This window comes from Psychromonas sp. 14N.309.X.WAT.B.A12, assembly GCF_030397575.1.
In the GTDB taxonomy this organism is placed as follows: domain Bacteria; phylum Pseudomonadota; class Gammaproteobacteria; order Enterobacterales; family Psychromonadaceae; genus Psychromonas.
The window spans coordinates 1-21,633 of record NZ_JAPNXS010000004.1; the positions used below are offsets into that span (position 1 = coordinate 1).

The window sequence follows — 21,633 nt, forward strand, 5'->3', positions numbered from 1 at the left end:
TCAGCGACGCCAGTGGTTAGCACAGTCAATGATGCGCCAGAAGTAGAAATTACCAATACCAATGCCTTTGTGGAAGACGATGGTAGTGCGGTTACTGGAGCAGAAGTCTCTACCTTTACTACTTCAGATGAAGATGGCGATGACGTAACGGTAACCCTGAGCGACACAGTCAACTACGCGATCGTAGATGGCACGGTGGTGCTAACAGAAGCGGGCGCAGCGCTTGTGAATAGTGGTGAAGCATTACCAGAATTCACACTGACGCCTAATGACGGTACGGTGGACGGTGAGCCAGACTCAGCGACGCCAGTGGTTAGCACAGTCAATGATGCGCCAGAAGTAGAAATTACCAGTACCAATGCCTTTGTGGAAGATGATGGCAGTGCGGTTGCTGGAGCAGAAGTCTCTACCTTTATTACCTCAGATGAAGACGGTGATGATGTTACCGTTACCCTGAGCGACACAGTCAACTACGCGATCGTAGATGGCACGGTGGTGCTAACAGAAGCGGGCGCAGCGCTTGTAAACAGTGGTGAAGCATTACCAGAATTCACACTGACGCCTAATGACGGTATGGTTGACGGTGACACTGATTCAGCGACGCCAGTGGTTACTACCGTTGACGATGCAAGTATTACTGCGCCAGATTCAATTACTACTAATGAAGATACAGCTGTAATTATTGATGTGTTAGATAATGATACAGACGAAGATAGCGAAGTATCACCTGTTGCCTCAGTGACTAACGGCACTAACGGCACAGTGGCTATCAACGATGATGGCACAGTGACTTACACACCCGATGCCGACTTCAACGGGTCGGATACCTTCACGTACACCAATGAAGATGGCAATACAGAAACGGTTAATGTCACCGTTAATCCTGTAGATGATCCAACTGAAATTCTAGTTGGAACTTCAGATAGTGATATTGGCGAAGTGACTGAAGACGAAGAAATAAGTGCAACTCAAACTCTAACAGACTCAGGTACATTAACATTCTCAGATGTAGATACTGAAGACAGTGAAAACTTTGCGCCTACTGTCGAGTTCTCTCCTGAAAATGAAGGGGATAGCGCTCTAGGTGAAATATCTATTGATGCAGATGGTAATTGGACTTATGAGGTTGATAATAGTGCGGTTCAATTCTTAGGAGAAGGTGAGTCATTAGTAGAAGTATTCACAGTCACATTAAACGGAACTTCACATGATATTACAGTCACTATTAATGGTTCAGAAGATCCTACGACTATCGAGCCAGTAGGAACAAGAGATGCGTATGCTAGACTTTTCGAGGACGATGATGATATTACACCTGGATTCTTAACAACAAATGATACGCTTGAGTTTGGAGATGCAGACGATTCAGATAGTGCCTCTTTTGAGCCAGAAGTTAACTTTACAAGTTCGACTTCAAGTTTAGGTCAATTGGGCTCTGTTACTTTAGAAAATGATGGTAATTGGAGTTATAGCGTTGATAATTCATTGGTTCAGTACCTAGATGAAGGTGAGAAAATAACAGAGATATATACGGTTACTTTAAATGGTACTGAAGAAATCATTACCATTGATATTATTGGTACAGAAGACGCTACTGAAATCGTAGTGGATACTAGCGCCGGTGATAGTGCAGAAGGAGAAGTCTCCGAAGATAGTGCGGATACAACAACCTTAACGGATTCAGGAAAAATTACCTTCATTGATGTTGATGATTCAGATCGAAGTAGTTTTGCTCCAACGGTTGTCTTTGCAGCTTCAACTGCAGGCAGTAGTGCACTTGGTGAGTTAACTATTGATGCAGATGGTAATTGGACATATGAAGTTGATAATAGTGATATCGCATATCTAGATACTGATGAAACTATCGTAGAAACATTTACCGTAGAATTAAATGGCGAAACTCAGGATATCTCTGTCACTGTAAATGGTGCAAACAGCGCACCTGAGATTCAGATAACGAGTACTAATGAACTTACTGAAGATACTGCGGTAGAAGGTACTATTGTATCTACATTTACTACATTCGATGCTGAGGGAGATGACGTCACTGTATCGATTAGCGATAGTGTTAATTATGCAATTGTAGATAATACCATTGTATTAACTGAAGCTGGCGCTGAATTAGTTAATAGTGGACAAGATTTACCAGAATACACATTAACCACAAATGATGGCTCTGTCGATGGAGAGTCTGTATCCAGTACACCTTTAGTTATTCCTGTAGCCACAACTCCTACAGTTAATATTACTATTGACACTGAATACACTGAGTCAATTAGTTTATCTGCAGAAAACTACAATGAAACAGATAGTGGTTATACCGTAACAGCATATACAGCAACTGGAGTACAGACCACTTTAAGCTCAATTACAGGTACTACTCATGATGGTTTCGGTGTTTCAGGAAGGGCATCTGGAGCAAATGCTGAATTAGGTTATTTAAATAATACTGGTTCAGAATCAATTGTAGTTGATATAGATTATGAAATAACAAGTGCCGATGTTGCATTTTCTTGGTTAAATCCAAATGAAACAGCAGCTTATAGTCTTTATTCCAATGGAGTTTTAGTCGGTTCAGGTACTATAAACGGCGGAAGTAACAATGTTGATGACCCGATTACAATTAATGCGAATGGAGAGGGTTTTGATCAGATTGTGTTCACAGCACCTGGAAGTGGCGACGACTACTTAATTAATAGCATTTCATTTGACAAAGTGGTTGAGGAAGAGGTTACCGACGAAGCAGTTGTTGTTACTGAGGGGGGGGCTATATCCCTAAATATTAGCACTGAAGATACTGTATTGGATGATACTGAATCCTTAGCGCTGGTTATTTCCGACATTCCTAATGGCTTTACATTAAGTGATGGTGAAAATACATACACTTCTTCAAGTGATGATGGCCTTATTGATGTAACTTCTTGGGATTTAGATAATTTAACTCTTTTAAGTACTGAAGTTGATAGTACAAGTTATTACGAGTTGTTTGTAACGGCTACAACGACAGAGTCTTTAAATGGTGAAACTTCGTCAACCGAAACATCCATTAATTTAATTGTTGCTAGTGATGATTCTATTTTTGGTAGCGATGAAGCTGATGATTTAAATGGGACTATTAATGATGATTCTATTTTAGGTTTAGCTGGAGATGATGAGTTATCTGGCGGGATAGGAAATGATATTTTAGTTGGTGGAGCCGGAGATGATAATCTAATCGACAGTGTTGGTAATGATACAATGATAGGTGGAATTGGAGCTGATACTTTCACATGGTCTGAAGGGGATGCTGCTGGAACTGATATTATTGTTGATTTCGATATTGAAGAAGGTGATGCTTTAGATTTAAGCGACTTATTACAAGGTGAAACTGAAAGCACATTAAGTGAATATTTTGAAATAAGTTTCGATGGTATCGATACAACATTAAATGTATCCAGCACTGAATCTGGAGAGAATGTAGCAACAATTATTTTGGAGGATATACAGTTAGAAGGTATTACGCATGATGGTGAATTATCTTCATCAGAAGTTGAAACTGTAATAAATACTTTATATGAGGAAGGAGCGTTAATTATTAGCGATAATACAGATATAGATACAAGTAGCTCAACTTCTTCGTTAGATGATGATCTTTCTCAATAATTTTTATTAAAAAATAGGTTAATAGTAATCATTTAAATATATTTAATAGGTCAATAATACTTCTACTGTTACAGTAGTAGTATTATACCTATTAGTAGAAAGGGTAACGTTTGAGTAAAAATAATAATAAGCCTCCAAAATGGGAAATTAATGCATCCACACGCATCGGACATGATCCTTTATTAGATTGTTTAGTACTATTAAGTGAGTATTTTTCTACCCCGTGTTCAGCAGAAGCTTTAGCTGCGGGTTTACCATTGGCACAACAACACTTATCTCCTGAACTTGTTCCTCAAGCGGCTAGCCGAGCAGGTTTGAGTGCGAAACTAGACCGACGAACTTTAAACTCATTACCTAGTATGTTGTTACCGTGTATTTTGATGCTTAAAAATAAACAAGCATGCATTTTACATGAAATAGATACTCACAATAATGAAGCAAAAGTCTCTTTCCCTGAGACTGGTGGTCAAGAAGTACTTAGTCTTGAAGTATTAGAGTCTGAGTATGTGGGGTATCTATTTTTAATTAAACAGAAATATCATGGTGATCGTCATTTTGATGTACATATCCATCAATCAACAGATAATTGGTTATGGGATAGCATTAAAGAATCCGCTTCCATATACCGTGATGTGATAATTGCTTCAGTTCTGATTAATATATTTGCTTTATTATCTCCTCTTTTTGTCATGAATGTATATGATAAAGTTGTTCCGAACTTAGCATTCGAAACCCTGTGGGTACTTGCTATTGGCGCTTTCATTGCTTATATTTTTGATTTTATTTTGAAGCAGATTAGAGCTTATTTAATCGATGTTGCAGGGAAAAAAGTCGATGTTGAAATATCCTCAAAACTCTTCTCAAAAGTAATTGGAGTTCCATTAGAAAAAAGATCGTCAAGTGTTGGTGGCATGGCTCGACAACTTGGTGAATTTGACAGTGTTCGTGAGTTTTTATCTTCTGCTACGATTACCGCGTTAGTTGACCTTCCTTTTTCCATTCTCTTTATGTTCATTATTTGGCTTGTAGCCGGTGATCTAGTTTACTTTCCTGTTGTTGCTACTTTCTTGATTATCGGTTACAGCTTTGTTGTGCAATCAAAGTTAAAGATTGCGATTGAAGAAAGTAATAAATTTTCTGGTTTACGTCATGGGCATTTAGTGGAAAGTTTATCTTCATTAGAGTCGATTAAAGCAAATGGAGCAGAAGGGCTTATTCAACATACATGGCAGCAGATGGTTGGTCACACAGCTAAATGGCAATTGAAGGTGAAAATGATCACTAACTCAGTGTCTAATGTGTCAAGTTTTGTTATTCAAGCTTCAGTTATTGCCGTTATTGTTCTAGGGGTTTATCGCGTCTCTGAAGGGTTAATATCAATGGGGGCAATCATTGCTGCTGTTATGTTATCAAGTCGTGCAATTGGCCCTATGGCAAGAATTGCTGCTTTAATGACACGTTATAATCAAACGGTTAGTTCATTACGTCAAATTGACGGAATCATGGAACAAGAGAGCGAATTTGAAAATAAAGGCCATCTAGTAAGTCGTAATAAATTAGAAGGTAATATTGAATGTGAACAAGTTTCTTTTCAATATCCCAATAGTGAAAAAACAGCGTTATACCCATTTTCACTAAAAATTAAACCGAATGAAAAACTCGCTATCATTGGACGCAATGGTTCAGGTAAAACAACTTTAGCAAAATTAATTCTCGGCTTGTATAAACCTTCATCAGGAACCATACGTTATGATGGTTTGCATCAAGAGCAAATTCATCCGAGCGATTTACGAAGTAATATTGGTTACTTACCGCAAGATATCACGCTTTTTCACGGTACAATTAAAGACAATATTTTATTTGGCACAAGACAAGTTACCGAATATCAGTTACTGCGTGCAGCGCAATTATCAGGTGTTTGTTTGTTTACGGATTTAGCATCGGAAGGGTTAGACTTACAAGTAGGTGAAGGAGGTACCTCTTTATCTAGGGGGCAGAGGCAAGCAGTTGCTTTAGCACGCACTATTTTAAATGACCCTCAAATATTATTATTAGATGAACCCACTGCTAGTTTAGATGCTCGAGCAGAAAAACAGTTCATTAACTCAATGAAACAAACAGTTAAAGATCGCAGTATGTTATTAATTACTCATAAAATGCACCTTTTACAGTTAGTCGACCGTATCATTATTGTTGATAATGGTAAAATTGTTGCTGACGGCCCGAAAGAAAGCGTATTAGAAAGGCTGGCATCAGGCCAATATGCTGCTGCAACAAAAGAGGCTGAATAATGAAAGGTTCTAAGCAAGATTTAGAGATGGCTGATGATGTATACGGGGCAATGCTTACCGAAACACCAACAGCACAACGATTAACAATATGGGCTTTATTTGCATTATTTATATGTTTTTTTGTATGGGCCTACTTTGCGAAGTTAGATCGTGTCGTTAGAGGTGAAGGTAAAGTTGTTCCTTCATCACAAGTACAAGTTATTCAAAGCTTAGATGGCGGTATTCTTCAAGACCTTTATGTTAAAGAAGGGATGCTAGTAACTAAAGGGCAACCTTTAGCGCGTATTGATGATACACGGTTTCGTTCAGATCTTGCTCAGCAGGGACAAGAAGTAGATGCATTAAGGGCTGATATTATTCGATTACGAGCTGAACTAAGTAGTATTTTGATTGCAAATGTAGATGATTGGAATTTGCAAATTCAGATCAAACAAAAGAAATTAGAATTTCCTGAGGATATGCAAACGACAGCTGCAGCATTGGTGGATCAGCAGCAAGATGAATATATAGGACGTTTGAATAGTTTAGAAAACCAAGTTGCAATCCAAGCACAGCAAATTAAACAAAGACAACAAGAAATTACTGAGCTAGGTTCGAAAATGCGTACTTTAAGAAGTAGCTTAAATTTAGCCAATAGAGAGTTAAAATTAACACGTCCATTAGCTCAAAAAAATATTGTACCTGAAGTAGAGTTATTAAAATTAGAGAGATCAGTGAATGAATTGAGCGGCGAATTACGTTCATTACAAGCCCAATTACCAAGAAATCAATCTGCATTACAAGAATCAATTTTGAAGCGCCAAGAGCTTGTTTTAGAATTTCGTAAGGATGCGAGAGCTCAACTTAATGAGAAGCAAGCTGCTTTATCAAGTATTACTGAGGCACAAGTGGGTGTGCAAGATAAAGTGAGTAAAGCGTTAATTACCTCTCCAGTAGTAGGAACCATAAAAACCCTACACATCAATACTTTAGGTGGAGTTGTGAAACCTGGTCAGGTATTATTGGAGATAGTGCCTACAGAGGATAAATTGTTAGTTGAGGCTAAAATAATCCCTAAAGATATTGCATTCATTCATGTTGGTTTACCTGCTCGAGTAAAAATAACAGCTTATGATTTTACCCGCTATGGTGCACTGGACGGAGTTGTTGAATTAATTAGTGCGGATACAACTCAAGATGAAGAAGGCAATAGTTTTTATATTGTAAGAGTTCGTACTACTGAATCGAGTATGAATAAAGATAATAAAGACGAAATGTCGATTATTCCGGGGATGTTGACCAGTGTTGATGTCATGGTAAGTAAAAGAACCGTACTTGAATATATGTTTAATCCAATTTTAAGGGCCAAAGAATCGGCTTTACGAGAGTATTAAGTTGAGTAAAGGATATGGAGAAAGAATGAAATCATTACAAAATGGAATGACTAAAAAAGCGGCATTAGTTGCCTTCAGCTCTTTAGTATTAATGCCTTTTCAGGCTCAAAGCCAATCTTTGGAGCAGGCCGTTGCGCATACATTAGATACAAACCCGGAAATTCACACTTCCTTCACTCAATTTAAAGTGAAAGAAAAACAAGTGGATCAAGCGGAGGCTGATTATTACCCAACGCTTGAAGCTACAGGTGGTATTGGCTACGAATATACTGATAGCCCGACGACAAGACGTTATACTGATAGCTTAGATAACACAGAAGAGCTTACTAGAAGAGAACTTGGATTAAGTTTAACTCAAAACATATTTAATGGCTTTAAAACCAGTAGTGAAGTTGATCGTACTAGCTATGCTACAAGTGCAGAGCAATGGCGCTTACATTCTATTGCTGAAGATATTACGCTAGAAGTGACTAAAGTTTATATCGATTTAATTGAAGCTGAAAAATTAGTTGCGTTATCTGAAAAAAACCTCCAGTCACATATCGACATTTATGACCAAATAAAAGAACGTACTGAATCTGGTTTTAGTAGTAAGGCTGATTTATCACAAATAAGTGGTCGTTTGGCTCAAGCTGAATCAAATTTAATTGCTGCGAAGAACAATTATCTAGATAGTAAAACGATGTTTTATAGTGTGGTTGATCAAACACCTGAAAACTTAGTTATTCCTTTTCCTGATAATAGTAAGCTGCCAAAAACACAGGCAGAAGGCTTAGAGTTAGCGCTTAAAAATCATCCTTCTATTTGGGCATCAACTAACGATATTCAATCTGCAAATGCACAATATAAAAGTGCAAAGTCCACTTTTTATCCTGAGTTAAATTTAGAAATTGAAGCGAATTTCAATGATAACATTGATGGTGTAGATGGTTACAATGGAACTAATGATGTAGGCGGTAACAATGACGACGTTGTTGCAATGTTACGCTTTAGGTATAACTTATATAATGGTGGTAGAGATAAAGCCTACGCCAAAGAAACTGCTTATAAAATCAATGAAGCTAAAGCATTAAATATGAAAGCCCATCGTGAAGTAAAAGAAGGTTTCACTTTGTCGTGGGATGCTTACGAACTACTTAATAAGCAAAAGCAATATATCAAAATGCATGTTATTGCAGCGAAAGATTCTCAAGAAGATTACAAAGAGCAATTTAAAATTGGCCAACGTAGCTTATTGGATTTACTTGACACTGAAAATGAGCTTTTCGAAGCAAGAAAAGATTTTTTAGAAGCTGAATTTGATGAAATTACAGCACAATATAGAGTTTTACATGCAATGGGGACATTGCTAGATTCTTTACGTGTAACACGCCCTGAAGCGTGGAAAGGGGAGCAAGAGTTTGATGGTGGAGTTTACAATGAAAAAGATTAGTTTATTAGCCGGAGTCGTTCTATTAAGTGGTTGTTCAATCAACGTCATTGATCCTGCTAATGTCACTACAGAGCAGCTTTATGATTTATCTGACCCTGAAGGGGATGGTGTGATCAATGCTCGAGATAATTGTATTGATACGCCTTTAGGTGCAGCTGTTGATAATAATGGTTGTGGTGTTGATGTGATCGAAAAAGTCAGAGTAACTTTATTAGTCAATTTTGATAATAACTCTTCAGTAGTAGATGCTAAATATTTCCCTGAAATTCAGAAGTTAGCTGGTTTATTGGAAGAATATAAATCAGTTAATGTGTCTATCGAAGGGCACACAAGCCAAGTTGGAACAGCTAAATATAATAAATTGTTGTCCTTAAAACGAGCTGAAGCAGTGAAATCTATTTTGGTGAATAAATACGGTATTAACCGAGATCGTGTAGCTGCGGTTGGTTACGGCTTTGAGCAATTATTGAATGAAGGCCATAGCGATTATGCTAATGCACAAAACCGTCGCATTGTTGCTGAAATTGCAGGTGGAAAAGAAGTCATTGATATGAAATGGAATATTTATAGTGTCGATGACCGTGAATAATCATTTTTATTAAAGATTAAAACGTGTCAATAATAAAAAAGCTAATGCTGACGATTTTACTTTTATACATAAGTAATCTTTACACTTATGCAAGTAGTTCATTAAGCTTTAACACAAGTAAATTAATTTCCACCTTAACTAAAAATTATGGGGAAAGAGCCGCATTACGGGGCAAAGCGTGGTTAAAATTATTGAATGCAAGTTATGAAAATGAACATCAAAAGTTATTACGCACTAATCGTTTTTTTAACCAATTAAGGTTTACAACGGACAAAAAGTTGTGGGGTGAAAGTAATTATTGGGCGACGCCTGTAGAGTTTATAGGTGTGAATGCTGGTGACTGTGAAGATTTTGCCTTAGCGAAGTACTTCACATTATTAGCGATTGGCGTTGATGACGATAAGTTACGTATCGTCATGGTTAAGTCATTAACTTTAAATCAATACCATATGGTTGTTGCTTATTACGAAACACCAACATCAGAACCGTTAATTTTAGACAATATTGATGGTCGAATAAAGAAATCAAACGACCGGAAAGATTTAGTTCCTGTATATAGCTTTAACGGTACAAAGTTATGGTTAAACAATGAAAAAAGACAAGGTCGTGTCGCAGGCAAACCAAGTAGACTCAAACGATGGAATGATTTAAACCTTCGTATGGGACTTAACAAATTAAAACAACCTGTATTATCTATGGAGTAATTTATTTATGACACTGTTTAATCAGATCAACTCATTATTGCTAGGGCTGTTTTTACTAGTTGTATCGAGTTTGATGTATTTTCAGTTCACCGAAACTAAGACGTTTATGGACAGTCAGATTTCATCTGATTTAAATAATACAACCAATGCATTAACATTGATGTTGAAACCGCATCTAGAGACGGGTGATATTGCATCTGCAGAGACGGTCATCAATGTTATTTTTGAAGGTGGATTTTATAAAAAAGTGAGTTTAACGTGGCTTGAAAACGGTAAGACTCAGGTATGGGAAAACCCTGTTCAGGCTGAAAGTGTGCCAGACTGGTTTACTAACCTAGAGCTGTTTGATACGCAAAGCACGGAAAGCACTATCAACAATGGCTGGATACAACTAGCAACGTTGAAGTTAGAAGCTAACCCTGCTATCGGTTACAGTCAATTATGGAAAGTAATGACGGATACGCTGATCACACTAATCATTTTATTTATTTTTTCTGTGATTATTTTACGTTTTCGTTTAACGAAGATCTTAACACCACTTCATCGTGTTGCAGACCAAGCTAAATTGATTGCAAAACGCGAATTTCAGCCGGACCTTAAAATTCCTGAAACAATTGAATTAAAAGAAGTTGTATTAGCGATTAATAGTATGTCTGGTCAACTTCAGACGGTTTTCTCTCAACTTGATAAAGAAGTTGTTTCATTAAAAAATGAAAAACTAACTGATAAAGTATCGCAATTACCAAATCGTCTATACCTTAATGGTCAATTAGGTAGTTGGATGAAAGATCCAGGCTACGGTGGTGTTTTAATTGCGAGATTAGATTGGCTACAAGAAATTGATGACCAATTTGGTTACCAAGTAAGGGATAACACAATCCAAATTTTAGCAAAAGAGATGCAGCGTTCATTACCTTCGATTGCACCTTGTGTGATTGCTCGTATTTCTAGTCGAGAGTTTGTATTCTTAGTGACTAAAGCATCAAACGAACAACTGAAAGTATATTTACAGAATGTTATTCGTCTTATTAATCAAGCCATGATTAGTGCTAATTATCAAGAAGAAGATCAGTTCTCGATCGGTGTGGCTGTTAGAGCACAAGGCATGACGGCATCTCAGTTATTAGGTAATGCAGATAACGCATTGCAAGCAGCTTTATCAGAGAACCAAGTATGTCAGTGGTTTGAAAATAATGAAGAGCAAGAGTTAGCCATTTCACAATGGCGTGACTTATTGCAAGAAGCAATTGTGAAACGAAACTTTTTATTACAGTGGCATCCTGCATTATCTTTTGATGATGGGACAGTTATGCAACGTGAAATTTATAGTGGATTACAAATAGAAGAGAACGTTGTTCGTGCAGCACAATTTATGCCTTACATTGAACAACTTGAGTTAGGTAGTGAGTTTGATCAATCATTATTAAAAGTAATTGCTGAGAACTCGACTATTTTGTCTAAACAAGAAAAAGTTGCGATCAATATAACGCAAGATAGTATCTTAGATTTACATTTCCATGATTGGTTAGAATTATTCATGAGTCGCCAAAAGAACCCACATCGTTTCCATTTTGAAATTCAAGAAAGTACTGTATTAACGTACCCTAAACAATCTCAAAAATTCACTAATATAGTGAAGCAACAGGGCGGTAAAGTAGGTATTGATCACTATGGACGAGAGATTGGTTCGGTTGCTTACTTACAATCAATAAAACCTGACTATGTTAAATTAGATCAATCACTATCTTGTAACTTGAAGAATGAGATGGAAGTGGATGAACTAACTGAACGTCTAGCCTTGAGTCGAGCAGTAATTAATACTGCACGTGGTTTAGGAATTGAAGTGATTATTACCGCTGTGGAAGATCAAGAGCAATTGAACATGCTAAAAAGTCTACATGCTAGTGGTTACCAAGGGTTTATTACGCCACCAACTTATATTAGCTAATTAACTTGATTGTTAACCAATACAATAAGCCTCGTACAGTGTACGGGGCTTATTTTTCTATCGCTTACCTATTTCTTTAATAATGCTTGGTGTTGCGCTTTAAATTTTTGAAATTTAGGGGCAATGACTGCCATGCAGTAACCTTGATTTGGATTATTTAAGTAGTAATTCTGGTGATAATCTTCAGCAACAAAAAACTCGCTCCCAGCCTCCAGTTTAGTCACAATATCCTGATCGAATAATTGCTGATCATTAATTGTCTCGATCATTTCTTGAGCGATTTGTTGTTGTTCAATGTTTTGGTAAAAGATCACAGAACGATATTGGGTACCTATATCATTGCCTTGTCGGTTAACTTGTGTTGCATCATGTACACTAAAGAATAGTGTTAATAATTGCGAAAAATTAATAATTTGGTTATCAAAGGTAACTTCAACTACTTCAACATGCTCAGTTTCACCAGTACAGACGGCCTTATAATTTGCTTGTGATGCAGCTCCCCCACAATAACCAGAAATAGCGCTGATTACGCCTTCAATTTGGTTAAAAGCAGCTTCTACACACCAAAAGCAACCAGCGCCAACGACCATTTTTTCTTGTGCCATAATACCTCTCATTAAATTATATCGCTCAAAAGGGGGCGAAATAATAGCAAATAGTTAATCTATCTTTTTATTTACAGTATATTGTTATTAGTTTCCATTCTTTCGCGCTTAAATGATTAAAATAATATCAGTTATGTGCAATTTTTTGTGGAATGATAATGCTTTTCTTACTAAATTTTCCTGATAAAAAATGCCAAAGATTGTGGAAATTATGTTAACTTACTAGCCAATTTTAATCTTTAATATTAGTTGCTTAATTGAGTGTAAAAGAGACTCTTATGCGACAATCGTTTATTACACAGAGAAATACGCCATGTTTTGTCCTTTTTGTAATACTCAAGATACAAAGGTGATCGATTCTCGCCTTGTTTCTGAAGGTTCTCAGGTGCGTCGTCGTCGTTTATGTAACGAATGTAATGAGCGTTTCACCACTTTTGAACTTGCTGAGTTAATTATGCCTCGTTTGATTAAATCAGATGGAAGTAGAGAACCTTTTAACGAAGAAAAACTACTTGTTGGTATCAATATCGCCTTAGAAAAAAGGCCGGTAAGTATTGAAGCCGTTGAAAGTGCGGTTAATAAATTAAAATCCACCTTACGAGCAACAGGAGAGCGTGAGATACCGAGTAAAATGGTCGGTGAATTAGTAATGGATTTACTTAAGGGATTAGACAAAATAGCTTATATTCGTTTTGCTTCTGTTTATCGTGCCTTTGAAGATGTCAAAGAGTTTGGTGAAGAAATCGCTAAATTAGACACAACGAATAAGTAAACTTACCTACAACTTTAAAAGTGTTGATACATGTTATTTACTGATGCAGACAACCATTTTATGCAACGCGCTTTATTCCTTGCTGCAAAAGGGCGTTTTACTACCTCTCCAAATCCCAATGTTGGTTGTGTGATTGTTAAAGATGAAATGATTATTGGGGAGGGCTTTCATCAAAAAGCAGGTACAGCACACGCTGAGGTACATGCATTGGCAATGGCCGGAAAGCAAGCTGAAAATGCAATTTGTTACGTCACGTTAGAGCCTTGTGCTCATTTTGGGCGAACAGGTCCATGTGCTTTAGCATTAGTTAAAGCTGGGGTAAAAAGAGTGATTGTGGCGATGGTTGATCCAAATCCCAAAGTCGCTGGGGGCGGTATTCGTATTTTACAGGAAGCTGGCATACAAGTAGATGTTGGTTTACTAACTGCTGAAGCAGAATCATTAAATTTAGGCTTTATCACTCGAATGAAACTTCAGCGGCCACGTGTTACTGTTAAAATGGCTGCTAGTCTAGATGGGAAAACGGCTTTAAAGAACGGTCAAAGCAAGTGGATTACAGGCGCTGCTGCCCGTGCGGATGTACAATATTACAGAGCACAACAAAGTGCAATTCTAACGGGAAATCAAACTGTATTTGCAGATGATCCCAGTTTGAATGTGCGCTATCAAGAGTTGTTAACGAGTTCTGACTTCGATCAAGCAGTCATGAGTGAGTCTGAATTACGTCAACCAATTCGTATCATTCTAGATTCCCATAATAAGTTGACGTTGAACGAGAAATTGTTTGATTTGCCTGGTAAGGTGCTAATTATTTCTACGGTTGAACGTAATATAAGCGTATTCGCAGAGAAAAAAGCCTTAATAGAGCAAATTATTGTGCCTGCAAACAGTAACAATCAAATTGATCTACAAGCTTTATTAATAGCGCTTAATGCTCATGAAATTAACGATTTATGGGTTGAAGCAGGTGCAACCTTAGCTGGTGAGTTTTTTAAAGAGGACTTGGTAGACGAATTTATTCTTTATCAAGCGCCAAAATTACTGGGCGATCAGGGTAGAAACTTAGTAAAATTACCGGAATTTTCCACGATGAATGATATTGTTAACCTGAATTTACACTCTGTTGTAAAAATAGGTGATGATATTCGTCTTATTAACCATCGAGAATAATATGTTTACAGGTATTGTTGCCGCAGTGGGCAAAGTCACTGCAATTCAAAATAATGAAAAAGATATGACCATCACCGTGCATGCTGGAGATTTAGGCATGCATGATGTTAAGTTAGGCGATAGTATTGCCAATAATGGTGTGTGTTTAACAGTAACGCATTTAACCGCAGATAGCTTCAATGTGGACCTCTCCTATGAAACCCTTAAATTAAGTGCCTTTTCAGGTATTCAACCTGGTTTTCTAGTGAACTTAGAAAAAGCGATGCAAATGAATGACCGTTTCGGAGGCCATATTGTGAGTGGTCACGTAGATGGAGTAGGCGAGATCACTGCCATTTCACCATTGGGTAATGCTGTAGAGTATTGGATAAAAGCGCCGGCTAATTTAGCAAAATATATTGCGAAAAAAGGCTCAATTACTGTTGATGGTATTAGTTTAACTACGAATGATGTTGATGGCGCCAGTTTTAAACTAACAATTATTCCACACACCATAAGTCAGACAACCATGCAGCAATATAGTGTTGGTAGCAAAGTGAATTTAGAAGTTGATGTGATTGCTCGTTACCTTGAGCGTTTAATGTTAGGTGAGCAAGCAGCAGAACCAAATGACAAACAAAAATCGACAATGGAGCTGCTAGCCAAAAGCGGTTTCATGGGGTAATAAAAATTTAAGTGCCTATTTAAGTACAAAGCGTTAAGGAAAAAAGATGAAGTTGAATACAAGTGCAGAAATTATCGAAGATATTCGCTTAGGCAAGATGGTTATTTTAATGGATGATGAAGATCGTGAGAATGAAGGCGATTTAATCATGGCTGCGGATATGGTAACACCAGAAGCGATTAACTTTATGGCAACACATGGGCGAGGTTTAATCTGCTTAACATTGACTGAGCAACGTTGCGAACAACTTAAATTACCATTAATGGTAGAAGATAACACCGCTGCATTTTCAACTAACTTTACTGTTTCTATTGAAGCTGCTGAAGGTGTTACAACTGGTATTTCTGCTGCTGACCGTGCCGCAACAGTATTAGCAGCCATTGCCAAGGACGCTAAACCAACCGATATCGTAATGCCTGGCCATATTTTTCCACTTAAAGCACAAGAAGGTGGTGTTTTAACTCGTGCTGGGCATACAGAAGCCGGCTGTGATTTAGCTCGTTTAGCAGGGCGTGAGCCTGCAGGTGTGATTGTAGAAATTTTAAAAGAAGACGGCAGCATGGCTCGCCGAGCTGACCTAGAGATTTTTGCAGAAAAACATGGTATTAAATTAGGTACTGTCGCTGATTTAATCGAATATCGCAATAATAATGAAACAACGATTGAGCGTGTTAGTGAATGTAAATTACCAACAGAGTTTGGTGAATTTGATCTTGTTGCTTACCAAGACACTATTGATAAGCAAGTACATTTTGCATTAGTCAATGGTGAAGTGAAAGCGGGCGATACTACTAATGTACGAGTTCATTTACAAAACACATTTGCAGATAATTTCTTCTCAGACCGTTTAGCACCACGTACTTGGCCTATGCATACCGCTTTAGAGCGTTTAGCAAAAGATGGCGGTGTATTAGTGATGCTTGGCCATCAAGAAACCGCTGAATCGTTAATTGAACAAGTTAAATACATCAAGCAAGAAGATGCAGGTGAGCGAGTTGCAGCGAAAGCACAGGGCGCTAGTCGTCGTGTTGGCGTTGGCTCACAAATACTACGTGACCTAGGTGTACAAAAAATGGCACTATTTAGCTCACAGAAGAAGTATCACGCACTTTCTGGTTTTGGTCTTGAAGTGGTTGAATATATCACTGAATAAACAGTGTCGATATAGAAATAAATTGTGTTAGAATGCACAAAATTTTGCAATAAGGGTAGAAAATGAAAATAATTGAAGGTGGCTTAGCCGCTCCACACGCTAAAATCGCAATCGTGATTTCTCGCTTTAACAGTTTTATTAACGAGCAATTATTAGCTGGTGCTGTTGATACCCTTAAGCGAACTGGTCAAATTGCAGATGATAATATCACTGTTGTTCGTGTTCCTGGTGCTGTTGAATTACCACTCACTGCAAAACGTGTTGCAGCGTCTGAAAAATTTGATGCAATTGTTGCATTAGGTTGTGTAATTCGTGGTGGTACACCACATTTCGAATTAGTGATTAATGAATGTAATAAAGGTCTAGCACAAGTATCGTTAGATTTTAGCGTTCCAGTTGCATTCGGTGTTCTGTCTACAGACTCTATTGATCAAGCGATTGAACGTGCTGGCACTAAAATGGGTAACAAAGGTAGTGAAGCTGCTTTAAGTGCGTTAGAAATGGTTAACGTAATGGCGGAATTAGGATAATGGCAATGAAACCAGCTGAACGTCGCCGTGCTCGCCAGTTTGCAGTACAAGCTGTTTATCAATGGCAGATCACTCAAACGGGTGTAACGCAAATTGTCGAACAGTTTGCTGTTGATCAAGATATGTCTAAAGCTGACGTACCTTACTTTAAAGAGTTGTTAATGGGTGTTGTTAAAAATACTGATTCTTTAGATGATAAGTTAGCTCCGTACCTTTCTCGTAAAATTGACGATGTTGATATGGTTGATCTTGCGGTATTACGTTTAGCAATGTTTGAATTGACTTTCCGTACTGATGTACCGCATAAAGTAGTGTTGAATGAAGCGATTGAACTAGCAAAAGACTTCGCTACTGACGAGTCATACAAATTTGTAAATGGTGTATTAGATAAAGCACTTCGTAGTTTAAAGTTACGTGAAGATATTGCTAAATAAACATTAGTTATACTCTAAGTTGTTATTGAATCCAGTTATTTATAACTGGATTTTTTTTGTTAAAAATATCATATATAAAGCATATTAACTCATCTTACTGAAGTTGATTGATATAAGGAAAAATCATGAATAAAAGTTTAATGACTAATTTAATTGCTGCGTTAATCTTAGTGATTGGCCTGTTACTTAGTGAAAGTGCATTATCTGCTATCTTAGTGATGGTCGGATTATTTGCTTTATCTGGTGCCGTGACGAATTGGATTGCCATATTCATGCTATTTGAAAAAGTCCCATTATTATATGGTTCAGGTGTTATACCTGCACACTTTGAAGAGTTTAAGTCTGGCATTAGAAACTTAATGATGAAGCAGTTTTTTACGGCACAAAATGTAGAGCGTTTTTTATCGGCAGGTAGTTTTTCATCGGCACAACTTAACCTTGAACCTGTGATTGAAAAAATAGATTTAAACCCAACTTACGATGGATTAATTAAAGTTATTATGGAGTCTTCTTTTGGTAGCATGTTAGCTATGTTTGGTGGTGAAGAGTCATTACAGCCATTACGAGAACCTTTCATTAAACATATGAAAAGCTCTGTAATTGATTTAACACAATCTGAAAAATTTAATGAGCTTTTACAGAGTGAAATGGATCAGCCTGAAATGATGAACAGTATTTTAACCAAAATAGAAAGCATCATTGAACAACGTTTAAATGAACTAACACCACAAATCGTTAAAGAGATTATTCAAGCAATGATCCGTAAACACCTTGGCTGGTTAGTGGTTTGGGGTGGTGTATTTGGTGGTTTAATCGGTTTTATTAGTGCTTTGGTTGTTGCATAATTAATCAGTAAAAGGTTATTTCATCGTGTTGAAATAACCTTTTAATTATCATTTCTATTCAATCTTAAATTCCAAGTTTTCCTGGTGTTTTGATACTACTTATAACTAATCAGTGATTCTCTATTATAAGTTTTATATTTAGATAGTTAAGATGATTAGACTCTTCCTCTTAAATCTGTCATAACTAATTTTAATTATCTTAAATAACAAGAGCCTAGTCATGCTAAATAATGCTTATAACACTTATAAAACCTTTTTCTTAACTAGCTTTGCGTTGTTAGCATTTGCGGCGAATTCTGTTTTTTGTCGTTTAGCATTAGGTGATGAACAGGTTGATGCGGGTAGTTTTACTGTGATCCGCTTGTTATCAGGTAGCCTGTTTTTAGGCCTATTTCTTGTTGTTAAGCACTTTTATTTTGATGCAAAAAGTAGCCATGAAACAGCTCAGGTAAATATGCAAAAGAGTCGAGGTAGTTGGTTAAATGCAATCTGGCTATTTGTTTATGCCTTAACTTTCTCATTTGCTTATATACAGCTAGATACTGCGACGGGTGCCTTAGTATTATTTGCGACGGTACAAGTTACTATGCTGTTAACCCGTGTATTAAAAGGGCATTTATTAAGTAGAGCGGAATTGATTGGTTTAATTCTAGCAGTGGCTGGCTTTGTCTTTTTATTGGCGCCACAGGTATCTAGTCCTTCTCTGATCGCTTTTGTATTAATGTGTGTATCTGGTGTGAGTTGGGCATTTTATACTTTAGCAGGTAAAAAAAGTTTGAATCCAACATCGGATACGATTTTTAATTTCTTCCGTACTACGCCGCTTATTATTATTTTTGCATTAATAAATCTTGATAGTACTTACTTAAGCTTTGATGGTGTTCTTTATGCTATTTTATCGGGCGTATTGGCTTCAGCTTTAGGTTATTTACTTTGGTATCAAGCATTAACTAGCTTACGTCATAATGTGGCTGCTGTGGTGCAATTATTAGTGCCAGTGTTAGCGGCAATCGCAGGTTTTATTTTCCTTGGGGAAAGTGTGTCAGTGGTCTTTGTTATTTCAAGTTTGATTATTTTAAGTGGTATCTTGTTAGTGATTAAAAACCCAACACTTAAGCTACCGTTTTCTAAGTAGGTCATTTTTAGGTTAACGGCTTGCATTAAGTTTATATAGTAGATAGCTTATATAATAATTCTTAAGCTATGTACTATCGTATTGATTACTTTAGCCTCCTATCGAAAATAAATTCAGTTTAGTTTATTTGAATTAACTTATTTATAAATTTAATTAACCTCCTTGCACTAATCTTGCCTATTTTTTCATTATTAAGACTTTTAATGAGTGTCATCAAGCATTGAAGGAGGTAAATTAAATATTTATCACTTTATGTCATTTTAATAGCTTATGATCTTTTTAATTTAATTATCATCAAAGACATTGATCACAGCATTAATAGTATTCTATTCATTGATCTATAAATTGTATTAATATAATATGTAACTACATTATTGCTTACCTATATTTATACCAAGGGATAGAGCATGTATAAAAAAATATTATTATTTTCAGCAATGGCCGGATTAACTGCATGTGGTGGTTCAAGTGATAGTTCGAATGATGCAAATGTAAATGATGATGTTTTAAGTAGCTCAACAGCTGCAGTAATAAGTGGAGCGACTGAGGTTGAATTATATTATAAAAATGGTGATGTTAATGAATCACTTACCATTATTGATCCTGATGATGGCGAAGAAGCTTTTGTTGTTCAAAGCAGTATAGCGACTACCTACGGCATATTTTCACTTGATTCAAACGGTGAATGGACCTATGAAGTTCCAGAAAATGAAACGCTGGGCGACTTAAATGAAGATGAAAGTGTATCAGATAGTGTAACAGTTACCTCTATTGATGGTACTGAAGCTACGATTCGTTTTACTATCCTTTCAGCCGACGCACTTTCTGAAGATAATGATAGTGATAATGATGAAGACAATAGCGACGACGCCCTTACTTACACATGCTCAGATGCTTTTGACGATGACGGATCTGATGACGCAAACCCTGTTGTGACTGGAGCAACGCATAACTCAACTACTGATGATTTAAACGAGTTGTTAAATAGTGGAGATGTGCAAGGTGGAGATGAAATTATTGTTTCAGGTGATGGAGAAATATCAATTAAGGATACGTGCTTTGATGCTCAAGTTTTAATTCGTGCTGAAAGTATTGGCAGTACCACTTTGGAAACGGCTGCTATTTCTAATTCTCAAAACATTACTATACAGGGATTTGTATTAGGCCCAAATGATGCAAGTACACTATTAAAAATTGTAAACTCAAAAAACATCAAAGTATTACGTAACACATTTGATCATAAAGATATTACTGACGGACAAACGTCAGTGGTGTTAACTGAATCAAGTGAAGAAATCTCAATTGCATATAATGAGTTTCTGGATAAGAATATTGTTGTTGAAGATGAGGATGGTCAAATCAATTCAGGCAGTTATATCAAATTTCAATATGATGATGATACTGAAACAATGGCAACTAATGCACACATTCATCATAACTACTTTAAAAATATTGTCCCTTACGTAAAAGCGGGTAATACGACCCCTGAAGGTGACGCAGATCGTGAAGCAATTGTCTTTGGGGATTCGGGGTCTCAAGATGTAGAAACAAACCATTTAATTGAATATAACTTGTTTGAAGATACCGATGGTGAAAATGAAATTATGACGGTCAAAACGTCAAATAATACATTCTCAAACAATACTTTTTTAAACTCTATGGGTTCACTATCATTCCGTTTAGGGCATGATAATAAAGCAGAAAACAATTATTTTTATGGGACTGGTGATAGCACGTTAGTGACGGATGCTAATTATGAAACGGGCGGTATTCGTGTTTACGGCGCAAACCATACTGTGAGTAATAACTATATGGAAAACTTATCAGGGTCGAGTTGGAGAAGTCCTATATTAATTGATTCAGGTGATGTATCTGATAGTTCTAATGGCAATAGCCACGAAGCACCAACCAATGTGACTGTGGTGAATAATACGTTGGTAAACAATTTAGGCGGAGGTATTTTCATTGGTCGAGACAACTATTCTATTGTGCCTAAAAATATTACTATTTCAGATAATTTAGTAACGGGAAACGAAGGTAGTTTATTCAACAACTATGCTAATGATGAATCTAACACTTGGTCTGGTAATCAATCATACGCAACCGGTTCTGCAGTTGATAATGAAGATGGTACGCTAGGTGCTAGCGAGTTAGAAGTGCTTTCATCTGAGCCTGCTACCACACCTCCTAGCCCTTTAACGAGGCAAGATGTTGGCCCAACAGCTGATTTGTCTAGCTAATAAATAGTCTAATAAAATTAATGTTATAAAAAAGCCGATTATTTTAATATCTAATCGGCTTTTTATTATGCTAAATCGAGTTGTTTATTTTCCATTAACAACCACT

The 21,633-nt window shown here is 36.8% G+C and carries 17 protein-coding genes; 16 read left to right on the top strand and 1 reads right to left on the bottom strand.

All coding sequences use genetic code 11. The features are described 5' to 3' along the window. The 7 genes from OW492_RS06480 to OW492_RS06510 form a co-directional block, all read left to right on the top strand. The coding region (locus OW492_RS06480; protein WP_290039122.1) for a VCBS domain-containing protein at positions 1 to 3,642 on the top strand (3,642 nt) is incomplete at its 5' end. A gap of 110 nt (positions 3,643 to 3,752) precedes the next feature. Next, the gene (locus tag OW492_RS06485; RefSeq protein WP_290039123.1) at positions 3,753 to 5,933 is read left to right on the top strand and encodes a type I secretion system permease/ATPase; all 2,181 of its coding nucleotides are present in this window, start codon (positions 3,753 to 3,755) and stop codon (positions 5,931 to 5,933) included. After that, positions 5,933 to 7,306 carry an HlyD family type I secretion periplasmic adaptor subunit gene (locus OW492_RS06490; RefSeq protein WP_290039124.1) on the top strand — a complete coding sequence of 458 codons (1,374 nt, stop codon included), beginning with the start codon at positions 5,933 to 5,935 and terminating at the stop codon, positions 7,304 to 7,306. The genes OW492_RS06485 and OW492_RS06490 overlap by 1 nt, the downstream gene beginning before the upstream one ends. Positions 7,307 to 7,331: 25 nt before the next feature. Beyond that, entirely contained in the window at positions 7,332 to 8,738 is a 1,407-nt protein-coding gene (locus OW492_RS06495) for a TolC family outer membrane protein (protein WP_290039125.1), read from the top strand. Further along, positions 8,725 to 9,327, top strand: coding sequence for an OmpA family protein (locus OW492_RS06500; RefSeq protein ID WP_290039126.1), 603 nt, complete (start codon positions 8,725 to 8,727; stop codon positions 9,325 to 9,327). The genes OW492_RS06495 and OW492_RS06500 overlap by 14 nt, the downstream gene beginning before the upstream one ends. A 44-nt stretch (positions 9,328 to 9,371) precedes the next feature. Continuing rightward, positions 9,372 to 10,031 carry a transglutaminase-like cysteine peptidase gene (locus OW492_RS06505; RefSeq protein ID WP_354669227.1) on the top strand — a complete coding sequence of 220 codons (660 nt, stop codon included), beginning with the start codon at positions 9,372 to 9,374 and terminating at the stop codon, positions 10,029 to 10,031. 7 nt (positions 10,032 to 10,038) lie between these two features. After that, positions 10,039 to 11,979, top strand: coding sequence for an EAL domain-containing protein (locus tag OW492_RS06510; RefSeq protein WP_290039128.1), 1,941 nt, complete (start codon positions 10,039 to 10,041; stop codon positions 11,977 to 11,979). A 68-nt stretch (positions 11,980 to 12,047) separates the two neighbouring features. Here the strand turns inward: OW492_RS06510 and msrA are convergent, their stop codons facing one another. Beyond that, positions 12,048 to 12,584: a peptide-methionine (S)-S-oxide reductase MsrA gene (gene msrA / locus OW492_RS06515; protein WP_290039129.1), complete on the bottom strand. Its 537-nt coding sequence runs from the start codon at positions 12,582 to 12,584 to the stop codon at positions 12,048 to 12,050. A 313-nt stretch (positions 12,585 to 12,897) separates the two neighbouring features. Between msrA and nrdR the strand changes: the two genes are divergently transcribed. From nrdR to OW492_RS06560, 9 genes are all read left to right on the top strand, one after another. Further along, positions 12,898 to 13,356, top strand: coding sequence for a transcriptional regulator NrdR (gene nrdR / locus OW492_RS06520; protein ID WP_290039130.1), 459 nt, complete (start codon positions 12,898 to 12,900; stop codon positions 13,354 to 13,356). A gap of 30 nt (positions 13,357 to 13,386) precedes the next feature. Continuing rightward, entirely contained in the window at positions 13,387 to 14,526 is a 1,140-nt protein-coding gene (gene ribD / locus OW492_RS06525) for a bifunctional diaminohydroxyphosphoribosylaminopyrimidine deaminase/5-amino-6-(5-phosphoribosylamino)uracil reductase RibD (protein ID WP_290039131.1), read from the top strand. A 1-nt stretch (position 14,527) separates the two neighbouring features. Further along, the gene (locus OW492_RS06530) at positions 14,528 to 15,190 is read left to right on the top strand and encodes a riboflavin synthase (protein WP_290039132.1); all 663 of its coding nucleotides are present in this window, start codon (positions 14,528 to 14,530) and stop codon (positions 15,188 to 15,190) included. Between the two features lie 46 nt (positions 15,191 to 15,236). After that, entirely contained in the window at positions 15,237 to 16,343 is a 1,107-nt protein-coding gene (gene ribBA / locus OW492_RS06535) for a bifunctional 3,4-dihydroxy-2-butanone-4-phosphate synthase/GTP cyclohydrolase II (RefSeq protein WP_290039133.1), read from the top strand. 62 nt (positions 16,344 to 16,405) lie between these two features. After that, complete coding sequence (ribE, locus tag OW492_RS06540; protein ID WP_290039134.1) at positions 16,406 to 16,873, top strand: 6,7-dimethyl-8-ribityllumazine synthase; 468 nt, start codon at positions 16,406 to 16,408, stop codon at positions 16,871 to 16,873. A 5-nt stretch (positions 16,874 to 16,878) separates the two neighbouring features. Next, on the top strand, positions 16,879 to 17,307 hold the full coding sequence (gene nusB, locus OW492_RS06545) for a transcription antitermination factor NusB (protein ID WP_290039135.1): 429 nt from the start codon (positions 16,879 to 16,881) through the stop codon (positions 17,305 to 17,307). Positions 17,308 to 17,432: 125 nt separating this feature from the next. After that, entirely contained in the window at positions 17,433 to 18,152 is a 720-nt protein-coding gene (locus OW492_RS06550) for a DUF445 family protein (protein ID WP_290039136.1), read from the top strand. A 220-nt stretch (positions 18,153 to 18,372) separates the two neighbouring features. Next, the gene (locus tag OW492_RS06555) at positions 18,373 to 19,287 is read left to right on the top strand and encodes a DMT family transporter (protein ID WP_290039137.1); all 915 of its coding nucleotides are present in this window, start codon (positions 18,373 to 18,375) and stop codon (positions 19,285 to 19,287) included. A 407-nt stretch (positions 19,288 to 19,694) separates the two neighbouring features. Further along, positions 19,695 to 21,527: a chondroitinase-B domain-containing protein gene (locus OW492_RS06560; protein ID WP_290039138.1), complete on the top strand. Its 1,833-nt coding sequence runs from the start codon at positions 19,695 to 19,697 to the stop codon at positions 21,525 to 21,527. Positions 21,528 to 21,633 lie beyond the last annotated feature (106 nt).

What these genes read in the sequence shown, in the direction of transcription:
- OW492_RS06490 (WP_290039124.1), top strand. Translation starts at nt 5,933, where the DNA reads ATGAAAGGTTCTAAGCAAGATTTAGAGATGGCTGATGATGTATACGGG.
- OW492_RS06495 (WP_290039125.1), top strand. Translation starts at nt 7,332, where the DNA reads ATGAAATCATTACAAAATGGAATGACTAAAAAAGCGGCATTAGTTGCC.
- OW492_RS06500 (WP_290039126.1), top strand. Translation starts at nt 8,725, where the DNA reads ATGAAAAAGATTAGTTTATTAGCCGGAGTCGTTCTATTAAGTGGTTGT.
- OW492_RS06505 (WP_354669227.1), top strand. Translation starts at nt 9,372, where the DNA reads ATGCTGACGATTTTACTTTTATACATAAGTAATCTTTACACTTATGCA.
- OW492_RS06510 (WP_290039128.1), top strand. Translation starts at nt 10,039, where the DNA reads ATGACACTGTTTAATCAGATCAACTCATTATTGCTAGGGCTGTTTTTA.
- msrA (WP_290039129.1), bottom strand. Translation starts at nt 12,584, where the DNA reads ATGGCACAAGAAAAAATGGTCGTTGGCGCTGGTTGCTTTTGGTGTGTA.
- nrdR (WP_290039130.1), top strand. Translation starts at nt 12,898, where the DNA reads ATGTTTTGTCCTTTTTGTAATACTCAAGATACAAAGGTGATCGATTCT.
- ribD (WP_290039131.1), top strand. Translation starts at nt 13,387, where the DNA reads ATGTTATTTACTGATGCAGACAACCATTTTATGCAACGCGCTTTATTC.
- OW492_RS06530 (WP_290039132.1), top strand. Translation starts at nt 14,528, where the DNA reads ATGTTTACAGGTATTGTTGCCGCAGTGGGCAAAGTCACTGCAATTCAA.
- ribBA (WP_290039133.1), top strand. Translation starts at nt 15,237, where the DNA reads ATGAAGTTGAATACAAGTGCAGAAATTATCGAAGATATTCGCTTAGGC.
- ribE (WP_290039134.1), top strand. Translation starts at nt 16,406, where the DNA reads ATGAAAATAATTGAAGGTGGCTTAGCCGCTCCACACGCTAAAATCGCA.
- nusB (WP_290039135.1), top strand. Translation starts at nt 16,879, where the DNA reads ATGAAACCAGCTGAACGTCGCCGTGCTCGCCAGTTTGCAGTACAAGCT.
- OW492_RS06550 (WP_290039136.1), top strand. Translation starts at nt 17,433, where the DNA reads ATGAATAAAAGTTTAATGACTAATTTAATTGCTGCGTTAATCTTAGTG.
- OW492_RS06555 (WP_290039137.1), top strand. Translation starts at nt 18,373, where the DNA reads ATGCTAAATAATGCTTATAACACTTATAAAACCTTTTTCTTAACTAGC.
- OW492_RS06560 (WP_290039138.1), top strand. Translation starts at nt 19,695, where the DNA reads ATGTATAAAAAAATATTATTATTTTCAGCAATGGCCGGATTAACTGCA.